The 14,393-nt window shown below is 72.0% G+C and carries 15 protein-coding genes; 11 read left to right on the top strand and 4 right to left on the bottom strand.

What is annotated here, in order from left to right; translation table 11 throughout:
• The first annotated feature begins 2 nt into the window (after positions 1 to 2).
• The 5 genes from RIN46_RS10315 to RIN46_RS10295 all read left to right on the top strand — a co-directional run bounded on the left by RIN46_RS10315 (position 3) and on the right by RIN46_RS10295 (position 4,422).
• Positions 3 to 734: a nucleotide exchange factor GrpE gene (locus RIN46_RS10315; RefSeq protein WP_309080954.1), complete on the top strand. Its 732-nt coding sequence runs from the start codon at positions 3 to 5 to the stop codon at positions 732 to 734.
• A gap of 191 nt (positions 735 to 925) precedes the next feature.
• Positions 926 to 1,915: a J domain-containing protein gene (locus RIN46_RS10310; RefSeq protein WP_309080955.1), complete on the top strand. Its 990-nt coding sequence runs from the start codon at positions 926 to 928 to the stop codon at positions 1,913 to 1,915.
• 9 nt (positions 1,916 to 1,924) lie between these two features.
• Positions 1,925 to 2,365 carry a heat shock protein transcriptional repressor HspR gene (locus RIN46_RS10305; protein WP_309080956.1) on the top strand — a complete coding sequence of 147 codons (441 nt, stop codon included), beginning with the start codon at positions 1,925 to 1,927 and terminating at the stop codon, positions 2,363 to 2,365.
• Between the two features lie 289 nt (positions 2,366 to 2,654).
• Entirely contained in the window at positions 2,655 to 3,332 is a 678-nt protein-coding gene (locus tag RIN46_RS10300) for a hypothetical protein (RefSeq protein ID WP_309080957.1), read from the top strand.
• A gap of 169 nt (positions 3,333 to 3,501) precedes the next feature.
• Positions 3,502 to 4,422 (top strand): alpha/beta hydrolase, encoded by a 921-nt coding sequence (locus tag RIN46_RS10295; protein ID WP_309080958.1) that lies wholly within the window; start codon positions 3,502 to 3,504, stop codon positions 4,420 to 4,422.
• Between the two features lie 105 nt (positions 4,423 to 4,527).
• On the opposite strand, the gene RIN46_RS10290 is transcribed toward RIN46_RS10295, so the two are convergent.
• Complete coding sequence (locus RIN46_RS10290; protein ID WP_309080959.1) at positions 4,528 to 6,000, bottom strand: alanine/glycine:cation symporter family protein; 1,473 nt, start codon at positions 5,998 to 6,000, stop codon at positions 4,528 to 4,530.
• Positions 6,001 to 6,033: 33 nt separating this feature from the next.
• On the bottom strand, positions 6,034 to 6,804 hold the full coding sequence (gene trmB / locus RIN46_RS10285; protein WP_309080960.1) for a tRNA (guanosine(46)-N7)-methyltransferase TrmB: 771 nt from the start codon (positions 6,802 to 6,804) through the stop codon (positions 6,034 to 6,036).
• Between the two features lie 119 nt (positions 6,805 to 6,923).
• On the opposite strand from trmB, the gene RIN46_RS10280 reads away from it, so the two are divergent.
• The 3 genes from RIN46_RS10280 to clpB all read left to right on the top strand — a co-directional run bounded on the left by RIN46_RS10280 (position 6,924) and on the right by clpB (position 10,266).
• Positions 6,924 to 7,340, top strand: coding sequence for a YccF domain-containing protein (locus RIN46_RS10280; protein WP_309080961.1), 417 nt, complete (start codon positions 6,924 to 6,926; stop codon positions 7,338 to 7,340).
• Positions 7,341 to 7,385: 45 nt separating this feature from the next.
• Positions 7,386 to 7,583 (top strand): hypothetical protein, encoded by a 198-nt coding sequence (locus RIN46_RS10275; RefSeq protein WP_309080962.1) that lies wholly within the window; start codon positions 7,386 to 7,388, stop codon positions 7,581 to 7,583.
• Between the two features lie 85 nt (positions 7,584 to 7,668).
• A complete protein-coding gene (gene clpB / locus RIN46_RS10270; RefSeq protein ID WP_309080963.1) occupies positions 7,669 to 10,266 on the top strand; it encodes an ATP-dependent chaperone ClpB in 2,598 nt (865 codons plus the stop codon).
• 105 nt (positions 10,267 to 10,371) lie between these two features.
• Here the strand turns inward: clpB and RIN46_RS10265 are convergent, their stop codons facing one another.
• On the bottom strand, positions 10,372 to 10,947 hold the full coding sequence (locus RIN46_RS10265; RefSeq protein WP_309080964.1) for a septum formation family protein: 576 nt from the start codon (positions 10,945 to 10,947) through the stop codon (positions 10,372 to 10,374).
• A gap of 283 nt (positions 10,948 to 11,230) precedes the next feature.
• On the opposite strand from RIN46_RS10265, the gene RIN46_RS10260 reads away from it, so the two are divergent.
• The 3 genes from RIN46_RS10260 to RIN46_RS10250 all read left to right on the top strand — a co-directional run bounded on the left by RIN46_RS10260 (position 11,231) and on the right by RIN46_RS10250 (position 13,084).
• Positions 11,231 to 11,446 carry a DUF3073 domain-containing protein gene (locus RIN46_RS10260; RefSeq protein WP_309080965.1) on the top strand — a complete coding sequence of 72 codons (216 nt, stop codon included), beginning with the start codon at positions 11,231 to 11,233 and terminating at the stop codon, positions 11,444 to 11,446.
• A 73-nt stretch (positions 11,447 to 11,519) separates the two neighbouring features.
• Positions 11,520 to 12,482, top strand: coding sequence for a Sir2 family NAD-dependent protein deacetylase (locus tag RIN46_RS10255; RefSeq protein WP_309080966.1), 963 nt, complete (start codon positions 11,520 to 11,522; stop codon positions 12,480 to 12,482).
• A gap of 134 nt (positions 12,483 to 12,616) precedes the next feature.
• A complete protein-coding gene (locus RIN46_RS10250; protein WP_309080967.1) occupies positions 12,617 to 13,084 on the top strand; it encodes a hypothetical protein in 468 nt (155 codons plus the stop codon).
• Positions 13,085 to 13,234: 150 nt separating this feature from the next.
• Here RIN46_RS10250 and purM read toward each other — a convergent pair whose 3' ends face one another.
• Complete coding sequence (purM, locus tag RIN46_RS10245) at positions 13,235 to 14,380, bottom strand: phosphoribosylformylglycinamidine cyclo-ligase (protein ID WP_309080968.1); 1,146 nt, start codon at positions 14,378 to 14,380, stop codon at positions 13,235 to 13,237.
• Between the last annotated feature and the right edge of the window lie 13 nt (positions 14,381 to 14,393).

Genomic DNA, 14,393 nt, shown 5'->3' with positions numbered 1-14,393 from the left:
CCATGCCGCATCACGGTCACGAGGAAGAGCACGGCGAGGAGCCCGTGCGCTTCAACGACAAACGGAAGATCGATCCGGAGTCGGGTCAGCCACGCGGCACGGAAGCTGCCGGGGCGGGGTCGGAGGACCCCGCTCCCGCGGACGCCGGCTCCGCGGAGACCGGCTCCGCGGAGACCGGCGCTGCCGAGGGCAACCCCTCCGGAGGAGCGGACGCCGCCGCCGCGGGCAGCGCGGAGGCCGATGCCGCCGAGGCCCTCGCCGAGGCGGAGCGCATCATCAACGGCGCCTCCGGCACGGACGCGGCGCCCGAAGCGGCGACCGACGTGGAGGCGGAGCTGCGGAACGACCTCCTCCGCCTCCAGGCGGAGTACGTGAACTACCGCAAGCGGGTGGAGCGAGACCGCGAGCAGGTGCGCGAGCTTGCCGTCCAGTCGGTCCTCACCAGCCTGCTGCCGGTGCTCGACGACCTCGACGCCGCGCGCCAGCACGGCGACCTCGAGGACGGTCCGTTCGCGGCCGTCGCCCGCAAGCTGAACACGATCCTCGAGGGCCACGGCCTGGAGCCGATCGCCGAGGCCGGCGGCGCCTTCGACCCGAACGTCCACGAGGCGCTGATGCAGCAGCCGAACGCGGAGATCCCGGCCGACCACGTCGCCCAGGTCCTCCGCACCGGCTACCGCAAGGGCGACCGCGTCCTGCGCGCCGCAGGCGTGATCGTCTCGACCGGCGAGTAGCCGGCGCACCCCTCGGGCTCCCCGGAGCCCGGGGGCGTGCATCGCCGTCGTCCCGACGTCTCCCGACCGCCTCCCCGAGGCGCTGGGGACCACCGGTACGACGGCGGTGCTCGCCCCGGCGGGCAGGGCCCGCCACCGCCGCTGACGCGGCGCAGGAAGACTCTCATCGACACAGCAGGAGGAGGCGCCAGATGGCAAGCCAGGATTGGGTCGACAAGGACTTCTACGCGATCCTCGGCGTCTCCAAGGACGCGTCGGACGCGGAGATCAAGAAGGCCTACCGTAAGCTCGCCCGGAAGTACCACCCGGACACGAACCCCGGGGACGAGACGGCCGAGCAGCGCTTCAAGGACGTCACCGAGGCGAACACGGTCCTGTCCGACCCCGAACAGCGCCAGCAGTACGACGCGATCCGCGCCATGGGCTCCGGCGCGCGTTTCAGCGCCGGCGGCGCCGGCGGTCCCGGCGCGGGTGCCGGGTTCGACGACGTGTTCAGCAACCTCTTCGGCGGCGGGGCGCAGGCCGGCCCCGGCTTCGGCGGGCGCGGCGGCGGACAGGTGCCACCGGAGTTCGCCGACCTCTTCGGCGGCGGCGGATTCGGCGGTGGCTTCGGCGGCGGCTTCCAGGAGCCCCCACGCAAGGGCGCCGACCGGACCGCCACCGCGAACATCTCGTTCGCGTCGTCCATCCAGGGGACGAAGGTCAGCCTGCGCGACCCGTCGGGGGAGATCGTGGAGGTCCGCGTCCCGGCCGGCATCAAGGACGGCCAGACCGTGCGCGTACGCGGCAAGGGACAGCCGGGCCCGGCAGGCGCCGGCGACCTGATGGTCAAGATCCACGTGAAACCGCACCGGTTCTTCGCCCGCGACGGCAACGACATCCGGGTGCACGTCCCCGTCTCCTTCGCCGAGGCGGCGCTCGGCGGGGAGATCGAGGTCCCCACCCTGACCGGCGACACCGTGCGGCTGAAGGTCCCGGCCGGGTCGAGCTCCGGGCGGACGCTGCGCGTGAAGGGCCGCGGCGTGAAGACGTCCAAGGCGACCGGCGACCTGCTGGTGACGATCGACGTCGTCGTGCCGCAGAACCTCTCCGGGCAGGCGAGAGAGGCCGTCGAGGCCTTCGCCGCCGCGACCGCCGACGCCGATCCCCGCGCGGGCCTGGCCGAGAAGGCTGCGCTCTAGGGGGCTGCGATGACCGACGATGTGACCCCGGTGTTCGTGATCTCGGTGGCGGCCCAGCTGGCCGACATGCACCCGCAGACGCTGCGGCAGTACGACCGGTTGGGCATCGTGAGGCCGCAGCGCCAGCGGGGCAAGCAGCGTCGGTACAGCGCCCGCGACGTCGAACTGCTGCGCGAGGTGCAGCGCCTGTCCAAGGACGGTGTGTCCCTCGAGGGGATCAAGCGGATCATGGAGCTGGAGCACCAGGTGCAGGCGCTCCAGTCCCGCGTCAGTGAGCTGACCGAGGAGCTCGAGCTCGAACGCTCCGCCCGGCGCCGGCAGTCCGGACTCTCGCGCGTCTTCGCGGCCGGCTCGGCGGGCGACGTGGTGACGCTGGCCCGCGGCGAACGGCCGCGCCCGCGGAGCCAGGCGCTCGTGGTCTGGGAGCCCCGGCGACCGTCGGGCCGCTAGTCAGGACCGGATGCGGCGACGGCGGGCCCCGCCGTGCGCGCGGGCCCGGTGCCCCGTGCGGCGTTAGGCTGGGGAGACAGGCGCCCGGTTCCGACGGCGTCGCACCTCGGGAGGATGGTCGGTCATGGCACTACCAGTCACGGAGCCGCGCCCGGGGGGCCAGGCAGCAGGGGACCAGGTATCAGGGCACCACGCATCACGGGGCCACGCATCAGGGCACCACGCATCAGGGGAGACGCGACCGGGCGCGGAGCTGATTCCGGCCCGGTCGGCCACGCGGCGTGGACGGGTGCTGCCAGCACTCACGGCCGCCGCGGCGCTGGTCCTCGCCCTGGCGGCCTGCACTCCCGGCGGCACGGAGCCTGAGCCGACCGAAGGCAGCGCCCCGGCCACCGGCGACGCGTCGCCTCCCGCGCCGTCGCGGACGGCATCGCCCGATCCGAGCGCATCGGCGTCGAGCGAGACGGGCCCTGGCGGAACGGACGAGTCGGCAGCGCTGTCGGACGGCGACTACGGGACCGGTGCGGTCGAGAGCGACGGCTTCCCGGACGCGCTCGAGGCGCCGGGGGAGGGCGCGGAGCTGCTGCTCGAGGACGTGCGCGTCGGGGTCCACGACGGTTTCGACAGGATCGTGTTCGACCACACCGACGGCGCGCTGCCGGGGTACCGCGTCGAGTACGTCGAGGAGCCCACGGAGCCGGGCAGCGGGCAGCCCCTCGAGATGGCCGGATCCGCCTATCTCGCCGTCCACGTGACCGGTCTGCGGCCCGGGATGGCGGGGGAGGAGCACGGCCACACCGTCCTCGACAAGGCCTGGACGGGCACGTCGGACGTCTTCCAGGAGACCGTCACGACGAGTGTCTTCGAGGGCGCGTCGAGCTACTACGTCTCGCTCGACGAGGAGCGCGGTTTCTCGGCGCGGATGATCGAGGACGGCTCGCGCCTCGTGATCGACGTCCGGCGCTGACGGCGTCCGGCGCCGCAAGGGCCCGGACCGGGGAGCGTTCGAACCAACCCGCATTTGTCGAAGGACCATGAACCGCATGACGACGAGACTCCGACCCGGCGGCCGCCGCGGGCCCAGCCGGCGGGCCGCGACCCATCCCGAGGGGCCGGCGGCGTACGATCCCCCTGTGGTGGCACGGAACTACGCGGAGTACACGGCGGAGGCGCGCCGGCGCTTCAGGGAGCTCTGGGCCGTGCGGCACGGCCTCGAGGACCGGCAGCGCCGGGCGGTCGAGGGCGTCGGCCATGCCCTGCGCTCGGGCTCCATGGACCGGGCCATTCCCGAGCGGCGCCTGCTCTACCTGGACCTGACCGGACCGCGTCCCCTGGCGGCGGTCGCACTCGGCGATCTGGACACGGCCAGCCACATCACGTGGCATCTCCAGGGCGTGGGCATCACGCCGGATACGGCCATGTGGGGGACCGTGCGCGAGGCCGGGCAGGTACTGCTCGAGCAGCGCCGGGTCGGCGCACCGGAGCCCGCGTCGATCGCCTGGCTCGGCTACCGGCCACCGGGCTACGTGATGGCGCTCTCCTCCCTCCACGCCAAGGCGGCGGTCCCGCGGTTCACCGAGGACTTCCTGCGGTTGCTCCGCTTCCGGCCCGACCGCCCGCCACTGGCCCTCGAGGGTCACTCCTACGGCTCGATCGTCGCGGTCCACGCGCTCGAGCACCTGGCCCGGGTCATGCCGCCGGGGCCTCCGCTCGTCGACGCGCTGGTCTCGACCGGATCACCCGGTCTGCCGTCGCGGTTCCGCGACACCGTGGAGTCGCTGCGCATCCGCGATGACCGCCTCTTCGACGTCGTCGCGCGGAGCGACTACATCGCGCGGGCGGGGCGCTGGCTCGGCTGCCTCACCGGCGCCCGTTCCCGGGTGGGCCGGGCCCTCGACGTCGAGGCTCGGCCCGAGCTGGGGCTGCATCCGGTCACCGGGCACAACTCCTCGCACTTCGTCCCCGGGCGCCTGCAGAGCGTCTACGGGTACCGCGATCCCGGCACCACCTCGCTGCGCAACATCGCCCGCGTGACCACCGGGCTCGAGCCGATCTGACGCCGGCTCGACGACGGACGCCGGCTCCCCGTGGGGAGCCGGCGTCCGTGTTCTGTCCGGGGTCCGCGGCGGCGCGGGACCGTGGGGGCCCGCTGGTGCGCGTCCCTACTTTGCGTGCCGGGCGTGGGGCTCGAAGGACTCGACGTCCTCCGGCGTCCACGCCGTCACGCCGCTGAGCTCGGGCATGTCCGAGGCCAGGAAGACCGGGTCCTCGCCGAGGCTGCGCTGGGCGCTGTAGTGCTTGAGGAGCTTCAGGGCGATGCCGCCGAGCAGGAAGATCGAGACCAGGTTCGTCAGTGCCATCAGGCCCATGATGCCGTCGGCGAAGCTCCACACGACGCCGACGCTGGCCAGCGCGCCGACCAGCACGGAGGCGGTCGCGAGCGTGCGGTAGGCCGTCATGACGGACTTGCTGCGGGTCATGAACGCGATGTTCGCCTCGCCGTAGTAGTAGTTGCCGATGATGGAGCTGAAGGCCAGGAGCAGGATGATGACCGCCAGCAGGATCGCCGACCACGCGCCCAGCGAGTCGGACAGGGCGGTCTGCGTCAGCTCGATGCCCTGCGTCTCGCCGAGCGGGTTCGGCACCGAGACCAGGATGATGAACGCCGTCACCGAACAGACCACGAAGGTGTCGAAGTAGACGCCCAGCGTCTGCACCAGGCCCTGCTTCACGGGGTGGGAGACGGCCGCCGTCGCGCCGACGTTCGGCGCGGAACCGAGGCCGGCCTCATTGGAGAACATGCCACGCTTGACGCCCTGCATGATGACCGCGCCGAGGCCGCCGCCGACGGCCGACTGGAAGTTGAAGGCCTCGGTGAAGATCGAGCCGAGCACGCGTGGCAGCTCGGAGATGTTCACGACGACGACGACGAGGCCCACCAGGATGTAGAGCGCCGCCATGGCCGGTACCAGCGACTGGCTGACGTGGGCGATCCGGCGGATCCCGCCGAAGACCACGAGCGCCGTCAGGACGGCCAGCGAGACGGCGATGGTCACCATGAGCGTCGGATCGCTGGTGCCTGCGGCCCCGGAGATCGCCTGGGCGATGGTGTTGGCCTGGAGCGAGGAGAAGGCGATGGGGAAGCAGATCACGAGGATGACGGCGAAGACGATGCCGAGCCACCGGGCCTTGAGGCCCTTCTGCATGTAGTAGGCGGGGCCGCCGATGTAACCGTCGGCCGACTTCTCCTTGTAGAGCTGGCCGAGCGTCGACTCGACGAAGCTCGACGCGCCGCCGATGAAGGCCATGACCCACATCCAGAAGACGGCGCCGGGGCCGCCGATGGCGATCGCGGTCGCGACGCCGGCCACGTTGCCGACGCCGACGCGGGAGGCCGCCGAGACCGTGAAGGCCTGGAAGGCGGAGATGGACTTGGGCTCGCCGTCCCGTCCCACCAGGGCCTTGTCCGTGAGCGTGCGGAGCATGTTCGGCAGCAGGCGCGCCTGGACCACCCCGGTGCGGAACGTGAAGTAGAGGCCGACGAACGCGACGACCGGCAGGATGATCCAGGTCCAGAGCCAGCCGCCGGAATCGCCGAGCCAGGCCTCGATGGCCTCATTGTGGAAGAGTTGCATGCGAGCGAATATACCCGCTCAGTAATGGGAGATTCAGCGCTTCCGGTACGCCAGGTCGAAGATCGAGCGGCCCGCGGCGAGGGCCTTGGTCTCGAAGCTCGTCTGGACGCGGCCCTCGAAGCGCGGAGCCCATCCGCCGCGCTCGCCGTCGTACAGGTTCTCGAAGCGGGCGTCGGGGTCGAGGACCTCGCGCATCTGGTGCGCGTACTCCTCCCAGTCGGTGGCGAGCCGCCAGAGGCCTCCCGGGCGCAGCGCCCGGTGGGCGCGGTCCGCGAAGCTCTCCTTAACCAGGCGCCGCTTGTGGTGCCGCGACTTGTGCCACGGGTCCGGGAAGAAGACCCACAGCTCGTCGACGCTCCCCGGGGCGAGGAGATGCTCCAGGACCTCCGGCGCATTGGCCTGGATGACGCGCACATTGGTCAGATCCTGCTTCCCGGCGCGGAGCATGAGCTGGGCCAGGCCGGGCGCATAGACCTCGACGGCCAGGAAATCCCGCTCCGGATGCGCCGCGGCCGCCGTGACGATCGCCTCGCCGAGGCCGGAGCCGATCTCGACCGTCAGGGGCGCCGTCCGGCCGAACACGGCCTCCTGGTCGAACCCCTCCTGCCGGCTGACGGAGGTGTCCGCGATGTCGCGCGAGACCTCGTAGAGGTAGCGGTCGGAGTACTTCTCCCAGGCCGCCAGGCGGCGGCCCTGCAACCGGGAGCCGCGGCGCACGAAAGAGACGGGCTCGGCGCGGTAGTAGCTGGGGTCGTCGACGGCGCGGCCGCTGACGGGCTGCTTGCGGTTCTCCGGGGAATTCACCCTGACAGGGTACCCGGACCGCGGGGCCGTGCGCCCGGCCCCGGAGGGGCGTCCGCTCCGCGGGGGAATCAGGGAGAACCCCTATGGCCGCTTTCAGCCGGAGGGGACAGAATGAGGCCATGAAGTCCACACTCTCCGCCGTCCTGAACGTCATCTGGCTCGTCTTCGGAGGCCTGTGGCTCGCCCTCGGGTACTTCGCCGCCGGCATCATCTGCTGCCTCCTCATCGTCACGATCCCCTTCGGGATCGCGTCCTTCCGGATCGGGCTCTACGCGCTGTGGCCGTTCGGGCGGACCATCGTGGAGCGCCCGCGCGGCGGCGGCGTCGGGGCGACCCTCGGCAACGTCATCTGGGTCCTGGTCGCCGGGATCTGGATCGCCATCGGCCACGTGCTCACCGCGATCCCGATGTTCCTGAGCATCATCGGCATCCCGCTGGGCATCGCCAACATCAAGCTGATCCCGGTCTCGCTGGTGCCGCTGGGCAAGGAGATCGTGCCCTCCGACGCCGTGCTGCCCACCTACCGCCGCTCCTGAGATGACCGGTGCACGGCCCGCCGGGCCGTCCGCCGGGACCGGGCCGTGACGACGGCACCGGCGGCGACGGCCGCCCTGCTCGTTGGCGGGGCGGCGCTCTGCCTCGCGGGGTTCGTGCTCACCGTGGTCTACCACGTGCCGCGCAACGAGTCGCTGGCGCGACTCGACCCGGGGGCGGCGGGGCTCGGATGCTGGGTGGCCGTCGTCGGGGGCCGAGGGATTCGATCTCTGGCCGGGGAATAGATCCTCGTGCTTCAAAGTTGAGCATAATAGACTCAAGTTTGAGTGGATCGTCCGCGCTGACAGCGAAGCAGAGAAAGGATCACGAGTGGACACCAAATTCACCACGCAGAGCCAGGAGGCTCTGTCCGCCGCCGGCATGAACGCCTCGACGGCCGGCAACCCGCAGATCGAGCCCGTGCACCTGCTGAAGGCCCTCATGGACAAGCGGGACTCGGTGGCGGTCGCCCTGCTGAAGGCCGCCGGCGTCGACCCCGATGTCGTCTCCGTCCAGGCGAGCGGGGCCATCAAGGCGCTCCCGGCGTCGTCGGGATCCTCGGTGGCGCAGGCGCAGTTCTCCCGCCAGCTGCTGCAGGTGGTCAGCGTCGCCCAGCAGGCCAGCACGGAGGCCGGCGACACGTACGTGTCCACCGAGTTCCTCCTCATCGGCCTCGCCGGGGACACCGGCCGGGCCGGCGAGATCCTCCGCGAGGCGGGCGCGACCCCCGAGGCGTTGAAGACCGCGCTGCCCGGGCTCCGCGGCGACCGCACCGTGGACAGCCCCGACCCGGAGGCGACGTTCCAGGCCCTCGAGAAGTACGGCACGGACCTGACCGCCATCGCGCGCTCCGGCAAGCTGGACCCGGTCATCGGGCGCGACGCCGAGATCCGCCGCGTGGTCCAGGTGCTGTCCCGGCGCACCAAGAACAACCCGGTCCTCATCGGCGAGCCCGGCGTGGGCAAGACCGCCGTCGTCGAGGGGCTCGCCCAGCGGATGGTCGCCGGCGACGTGCCCGAGTCCCTGCGCGGGAAGACGCTGATCGCCCTCGACCTGGGCTCGATGGTCGCGGGCGCCAAGTACCGCGGGGAGTTCGAGGAGCGACTGAAGGCCGTCCTGGAGGAGATCAAGAACTCCGACGGGCAGATCGTCACGTTCATCGACGAGATTCACACCGTCGTCGGCGCGGGTGCCTCCGAGGGCGCCATGGACGCCGGCAACATGCTCAAGCCCATGCTGGCCCGCGGCGAGCTGCGCCTGATCGGCGCGACGACGCTGGACGAGTATCGCGAGAACATCGAGAAGGACCCCGCGCTGGAGCGGCGCTTCCAGCAGGTCTACGTGGGGGAGCCGAGCGTGGAGGACACCATCGGCATCCTGCGCGGGCTGAAGGAGCGCTACGAGGCGCACCACAAGGTCCAGATCGCGGACTCCGCGCTCGTGGCCGCCGCCAACCTCTCCCACCGGTACATCACCGGCCGGCAGCTTCCGGACAAGGCGATCGACCTGGTCGACGAGTCCGCCTCGCGTCTGCGCATGGAGATCGACTCCGCTCCGGAGGAGATCGACGTGCTGCGCCGGGCCGTCGACCGGCTGACGATGGAGGAGCTGGCCATCGAGGGCGAGACTGACCCGGCGTCGGTGGAGCGCCTCGAAGCGATCCGCGCTGACAAGGCCGACAAGAAGGAGCAGCTCGACGCCCTCAATGCGCGCTGGGAGGCCGAGAAGGCGGGCCTGAACCGCGTCGGCGACCTGAAGGTGCAGCTCGACGAGCTGCGGATGCAGGCCGAGCGGCTGCAGCGCGAGGGCGACCTGGAGAAGGCGTCCCGCCTGCTCTACGGGGAGATCCCGTCCCTGCAGCAGCAGCTGGCCGAGGCGCAGGAGGCCGAGCAGAACGCCGGCGACCACGAGCTGATGGTCTCGGAGGAGGTCTCCGCGGAGGACATCGCCGAGGTGATCAGCGCCTGGACGGGCATCCCCGCCGGCCGCATGCTCCAGGGCGAGTCGCAGAAGCTGCTCGCGATGGAGGAGTTCCTCGGCCACCGGCTCATCGGGCAGTCGAAGGCGGTCACCGCCGTCTCGGACGCCGTCCGCCGTGCACGGGCCGGCATCTCGGACCCGGACCGTCCCACCGGCTCGTTCATGTTCCTCGGCCCCACCGGCGTCGGCAAGACCGAGCTGGCGAAGGCGCTCGCCGACTTCCTCTTCGACGACGAGCGGGCGATGGTCCGCATCGACATGTCCGAGTACTCGGAGAAGCACTCGGTCTCGCGACTGGTCGGCGCCCCTCCCGGATACGTCGGCTACGACGAGGGCGGCCAGCTGACCGAGGCCGTGCGCCGCCGCCCGTACTCGGTGGTCCTCCTCGACGAGGTGGAGAAGGCCCATCCCGAGGTCTTCGACATCCTGCTCCAGGTGCTCGACGACGGACGCCTCACCGACGGCCAGGGCCGCACGGTGGACTTCCGCAACGTCATCCTGGTCATGACCTCGAATCTCGGCTCGCAGTTCCTGGTCGACCCGACCCTGGACGACGACGCCAAGCGCCAGGCCGTCCTGAACGTCGTGAACGCCTCGTTCAAGCCGGAGTTCCTGAACCGGCTGGACGACGTCATCATGTTCGACCCGCTCTCGATCGAGGAGCTGGGGCAGATCGTGGACCTGCAGGTCGCGGCGCTCGCCCGGCGGCTGGCCGAGCGGAGGCTCACGCTCGACGTCACGGACGCGGCCCGCGAGTGGCTGGCGCTCACGGGCTTCGACCCCGCCTACGGCGCGCGGCCGCTGCGGCGGCTGGTCCAGCGCGAGATCGGCGACCGGCTGGCGCGGGAGCTCCTCGGCGGCGGGATCGCCGACGGCGACGAGGTCCTGGTGGACGTGGAGCCGGAGCAGAGCGAGCGGACCGGTCTCAAGGTCACCCGCGCCGGCTAGCGGCCGAGCCATCGGTGCCGGGAAGGCCAGGAGCGGTGACGACGACGGCGGTCCGGTGCACCATCGAGTGCGCCGGACCGCTGCGGCCGCGGCGAGAGCCCCCGGTCAGGAGGCCGGCGGCAGGACGGAGTCGGCGGTCCGCTCGTCGTCGGACTTCAGGGACAGGAAGCAGGCGACGTCACGGTCCCCGGCCTCCCAGGACCCGCTGGACGGCTGGCTGAACTGGTAGGTCCACTGGTGCGCCATGAGGACGTCGGTGTCCAGCTTGATGGCCTTGCACGCCTCGGCGGCTTTCTCGGTGGTGCCCGCCTCGCCCGGGTAGGGGAGGTCGTCGAGGGTGGCGGTCCCGATGAACTGCGCGTTGTGCGGGGTCTGGCAGGTGACGATCGTGGCCTCCTCCAGCGGACTGGTGAAGCCCGCGAGGCAGTCGCCGACCTCGAAAGCGGACGCCGGGGCGTCGGCGGCGATGATCCCGTCGATCCCCGGGTCGTCGTTCCGGACGACGGCGTCGGGCGACTCCTCCGGCGTCGTACCGTCCAGCCGGAAGACCGCGTAGACCACGAGGAGGACCACCGCCAGGGCGCCCACGACCAGCCAGACGCGCGAGGGGCGCTTCGTCTCGGTCTCCGCCGGCCTCGGCGGCTGGTAGGGCGACGTCTGGGGGCTCTCCGACGGTTCCAAAGGGCTCCTTCTCGGCGGCGGGGCGCAGGGCGCGGACGCGCGGTGGCGCACCTCCAACCTTAGCCGCGACGGCGGCCGGAATCGCGCAGTGCGGCAGCTGTGACGGCGCGGTGGAGGTGGTGACCAATCCCGCACGGATCCGGCGTTCTCACGCGGCAACCGACACCGCGATCCGGACCGAAACATGTTAACCTTGGAATACGAACGATCCAATCACTTAATCCGGGGCCTCCTCCTTCGTGGGGGACCACCTCCGGATCACTACCGCGAAGGGGGTCACGCCATGGGGCGCGGCCGTCAGAAGGCAAAAGCAACACGGCAGGCACGGGACATCAAGTACTACTCCCCGTCCACTGACTTGTCTGCCCTCGAACGCGAGCTCGGTGGTACCCGCACTGCGGCCACCGCGCACGCCGACGATCCCTTTGAAGCGGATTACGGGGACTACGCAGACAAGTACACCGATGGCGACGACGAGGATGAGCGGCGCTTCGGCTGAGTCGGACCTCGATGCGGGGGCCGGGCATGGTGAGACCACGCCCGGCCGCCATCGTTTAACGACCCCCGCGGACGTGCCGACCGGGACGGACGCCGGCCTCGCGACGCACAACGGTGCCCTCAACCACGTCGCGATCAACACGGCGCACAAGGCGGCCCTGCGCTCGATCGCGCGGGTCGTCGACGAGACCGCCGAGCCCCAGGACCCCGAGCTGGCGCGCGCGGGCATCGCGGCGTTGCTCGCGGCCGGCCGGACGATGGTTCTGACGGGTGCCGGCGTCTCTACGGACTCGGGCATCCCGGACTACCGGGGCCCGAACGGGTCGCTGCGGCGGCATCGGCCCATGACCTACCAGGAGTTCAAGCACGACCCCGCGGCCCGCCACCGCTACTGGGCACGGAGCTTCGTCGGCTGGCGTCACATGCGCCGGGCGGCGCCCAATCGGGCGCACTACCTGCTGGCCGAGTTCGAGCGGCGCGGCTGGGTCAGCGGGATCGTCACCCAGAACGTGGACGGGCTGCACGCCGCCGCTGGCTCGACCGCCATCCCCCTGCACGGCGACCTGTCGCTGGTGCGGTGCCTGAACTGCGGCTCGGTCGAGGACCGCCGCTCCCTCGATGCCCGCCTGCAGACGGCCAATCCCGGCTACCTGGAGCGCGTGGACCTCGACCCGGACGCCGTCAACCCGGACGGCGACGTCACCCTCGACCAGCACCTCGTCGACGACTTCCGTATGGTCGGCTGCCTCGTCTGCGGCAGCGTCGAGCTCAAGCCCGACGTCGTGTACTTCGGTGAGAGCGTGCCCGTGGAGCGGAAGCACGAGGTCGCGCGACTGCAGGCCGAGTCGGAGGCGCTGCTCGTCATCGGCTCGAGCGTCGCGGTCATGAGCGGCTACCGTCTGGTCCTCGACGCACTGCAGCGCGGTCAGCAGGTCGGGATCATCAACGGCGGACCCACACGGGCCGACGCCCGGGCGCAGTGGCGCTGGCGGACGCGCGTGGTCCCGGCCCTCGAGACCCTGGCTGCGGAGGCATAGCGGCCCAGTCGCCGACAGCGGCGCCTCCGTCCCGGTCAGCGCCCTAGGGGCGTGGGCCCATCGGTTGTAGGCTGGCCGGCAAGGGGCGTCGGCGGACAACGGCGGCGCCCGACGGAAGGAAGGAGAACCAGCTCGTGACTTCTACAGAAACCCTCCCGAACCGCCGCGGCGGCCCGCGGATCGACCTCGAGTCGACGCCGGAACCAAGCCCGCAGTCGGATCCGGCGACCGCGCCCGAGCCGGGGCCCGCCCCCGTCCCGGACCCCGGGCCGGACCCGCGGCCGGATCCATTCCCCAGCCCCGATCCCGGCCCGGCGACCTCGCCGGATCCGTCCGGACCGCCCGTGCCCGAGCGCAGCCCGTCGACCACGCCGGCGCCCGACCCGGACGTCGAGCCCGCACGGGAGGAACCGCCGCGGACCGACCCGACGGAGCCGCCCCGGCCCGATCCCACGCGCAACCCGCCGATCGAGCCCGACCCGCTCACCAACCCCGATCCGATCGGTCCCGAGCCGGCGGAGCCGCAGTGGCAGCCGCACCCCGGTCCCGTCCACCCGGGCGGGCCCGACCGGGTCGACGGAACCCTCCACGCGGCCGCCTAGAGGCGCCGGGCGGGCTCGTCGGCTGGCCCCGGCCCGGCCCCGGTCCGGCCCCGGTCCCCGTCCGGCGCGGCGCGTCGGACCGCTCGGCCGAGACGACGGCGGCCGGTCCCCTGGAGGGGGCCGGCCGCCGTTCTCGTTCGCGTGGCTGCGTCAGCTGGCGTAGGCGCCCTGCATGAGGACGGCGCCGCCGTCGACGCCCTTGGCGCCCTGGACGAAGTCGGCGCCCGCCGACGGCGCGTCGTCGGTGACGCGGCCGACGGTGCCCATGGCCCAGCTGGGCACGCCGCGCTCCGTGAGCCGCGCGATCGCGGCGTCCGCCGCGGCCGGATCGACGATCGCGATCATGCCCACGCCGAGGTTGAGCGTGCGCTCCAGATCCGCCTGCGGGACGCCGCCGAGCTGGCCGATGAGGCGGAAGACCGGCGGCAGCTCCCAGGTCCCGCGGTCGACCGTGGCCATGACGCCCTGCGGCAGCACGCGCGCCAGGTTGGCCGCGAGCCCGCCGCCGGTGACGTGGCTGAAGCCGCGCAGCGGCGCCGACTCGGGGGCGGCGTCCCCGTTCAGGGTGCGGACGAGGTCGAGGCAGTCGGCGGCGTAGACCTTCGTGGGGACCAGCAGCTCCTCGCCGAGGGTCTTGCCGAGCTCCGAGACCTCGCGGTCGAGCGCCCACCCGGCGTGGTTGATGACGCGGCGCACCAGCGAGTAGCCGTTGGAGTGGATGCCGGACGAGGCCATGGCGATGACGACGTCGCCCTCGCGGACGCGGTCCGGTCCGAGCAGCCGCTCGGCCTCGACCACGCCGGTCGCGGCGCCGGCGACGTCGTACTCGTGCTCGCCGAGCAGGCCCGGGTGCTCGGCCGTCTCGCCGCCCACGAGGGCGGTGCCGGCCAGCGAGCACGCCTCCGCGACGCCGCGGACGATGTCCGCGATGCGCTCCGGGACGACCTTGCCGCACGCGATGTAGTCGGTCATGAACAGCGGCTCGGCGCCGACCACCACGATGTCGTCGACGACCATGCCCACCAGGTCGTGCCCGATGGTGTGGTGGATGTCCATGGCCTGGGCGATCGCGACCTTGGTGCCCACGCCGTCGGTCGACGTCGCCAGCAGCGGCTTCTTGTAGGCGAGCAGGCGGGAGGCGTCGAACAGGCCGGCGAAACCGCCGACACCGCCGAGGACGGACGCGCTGTGGGTCGCCTTGACGGCGTCCTTCATGAGTTCGACGGCGCGGTCTCCCGCCTCCACGTCGACACCGGCGGAGGCATACGTGATCGGCTGGTGGTCGGTGGCGCTCATGCGGCTTTCGTTT

The organism is Zhihengliuella sp. (genome assembly GCF_031178195.1).
Classification (GTDB): Bacteria; Actinomycetota; Actinomycetes; order Actinomycetales; family Micrococcaceae; genus Zhihengliuella.
Note: the sequence above shows the minus strand (reverse complement) of the source record. Positions and strands in the feature narration are given on the sequence as shown.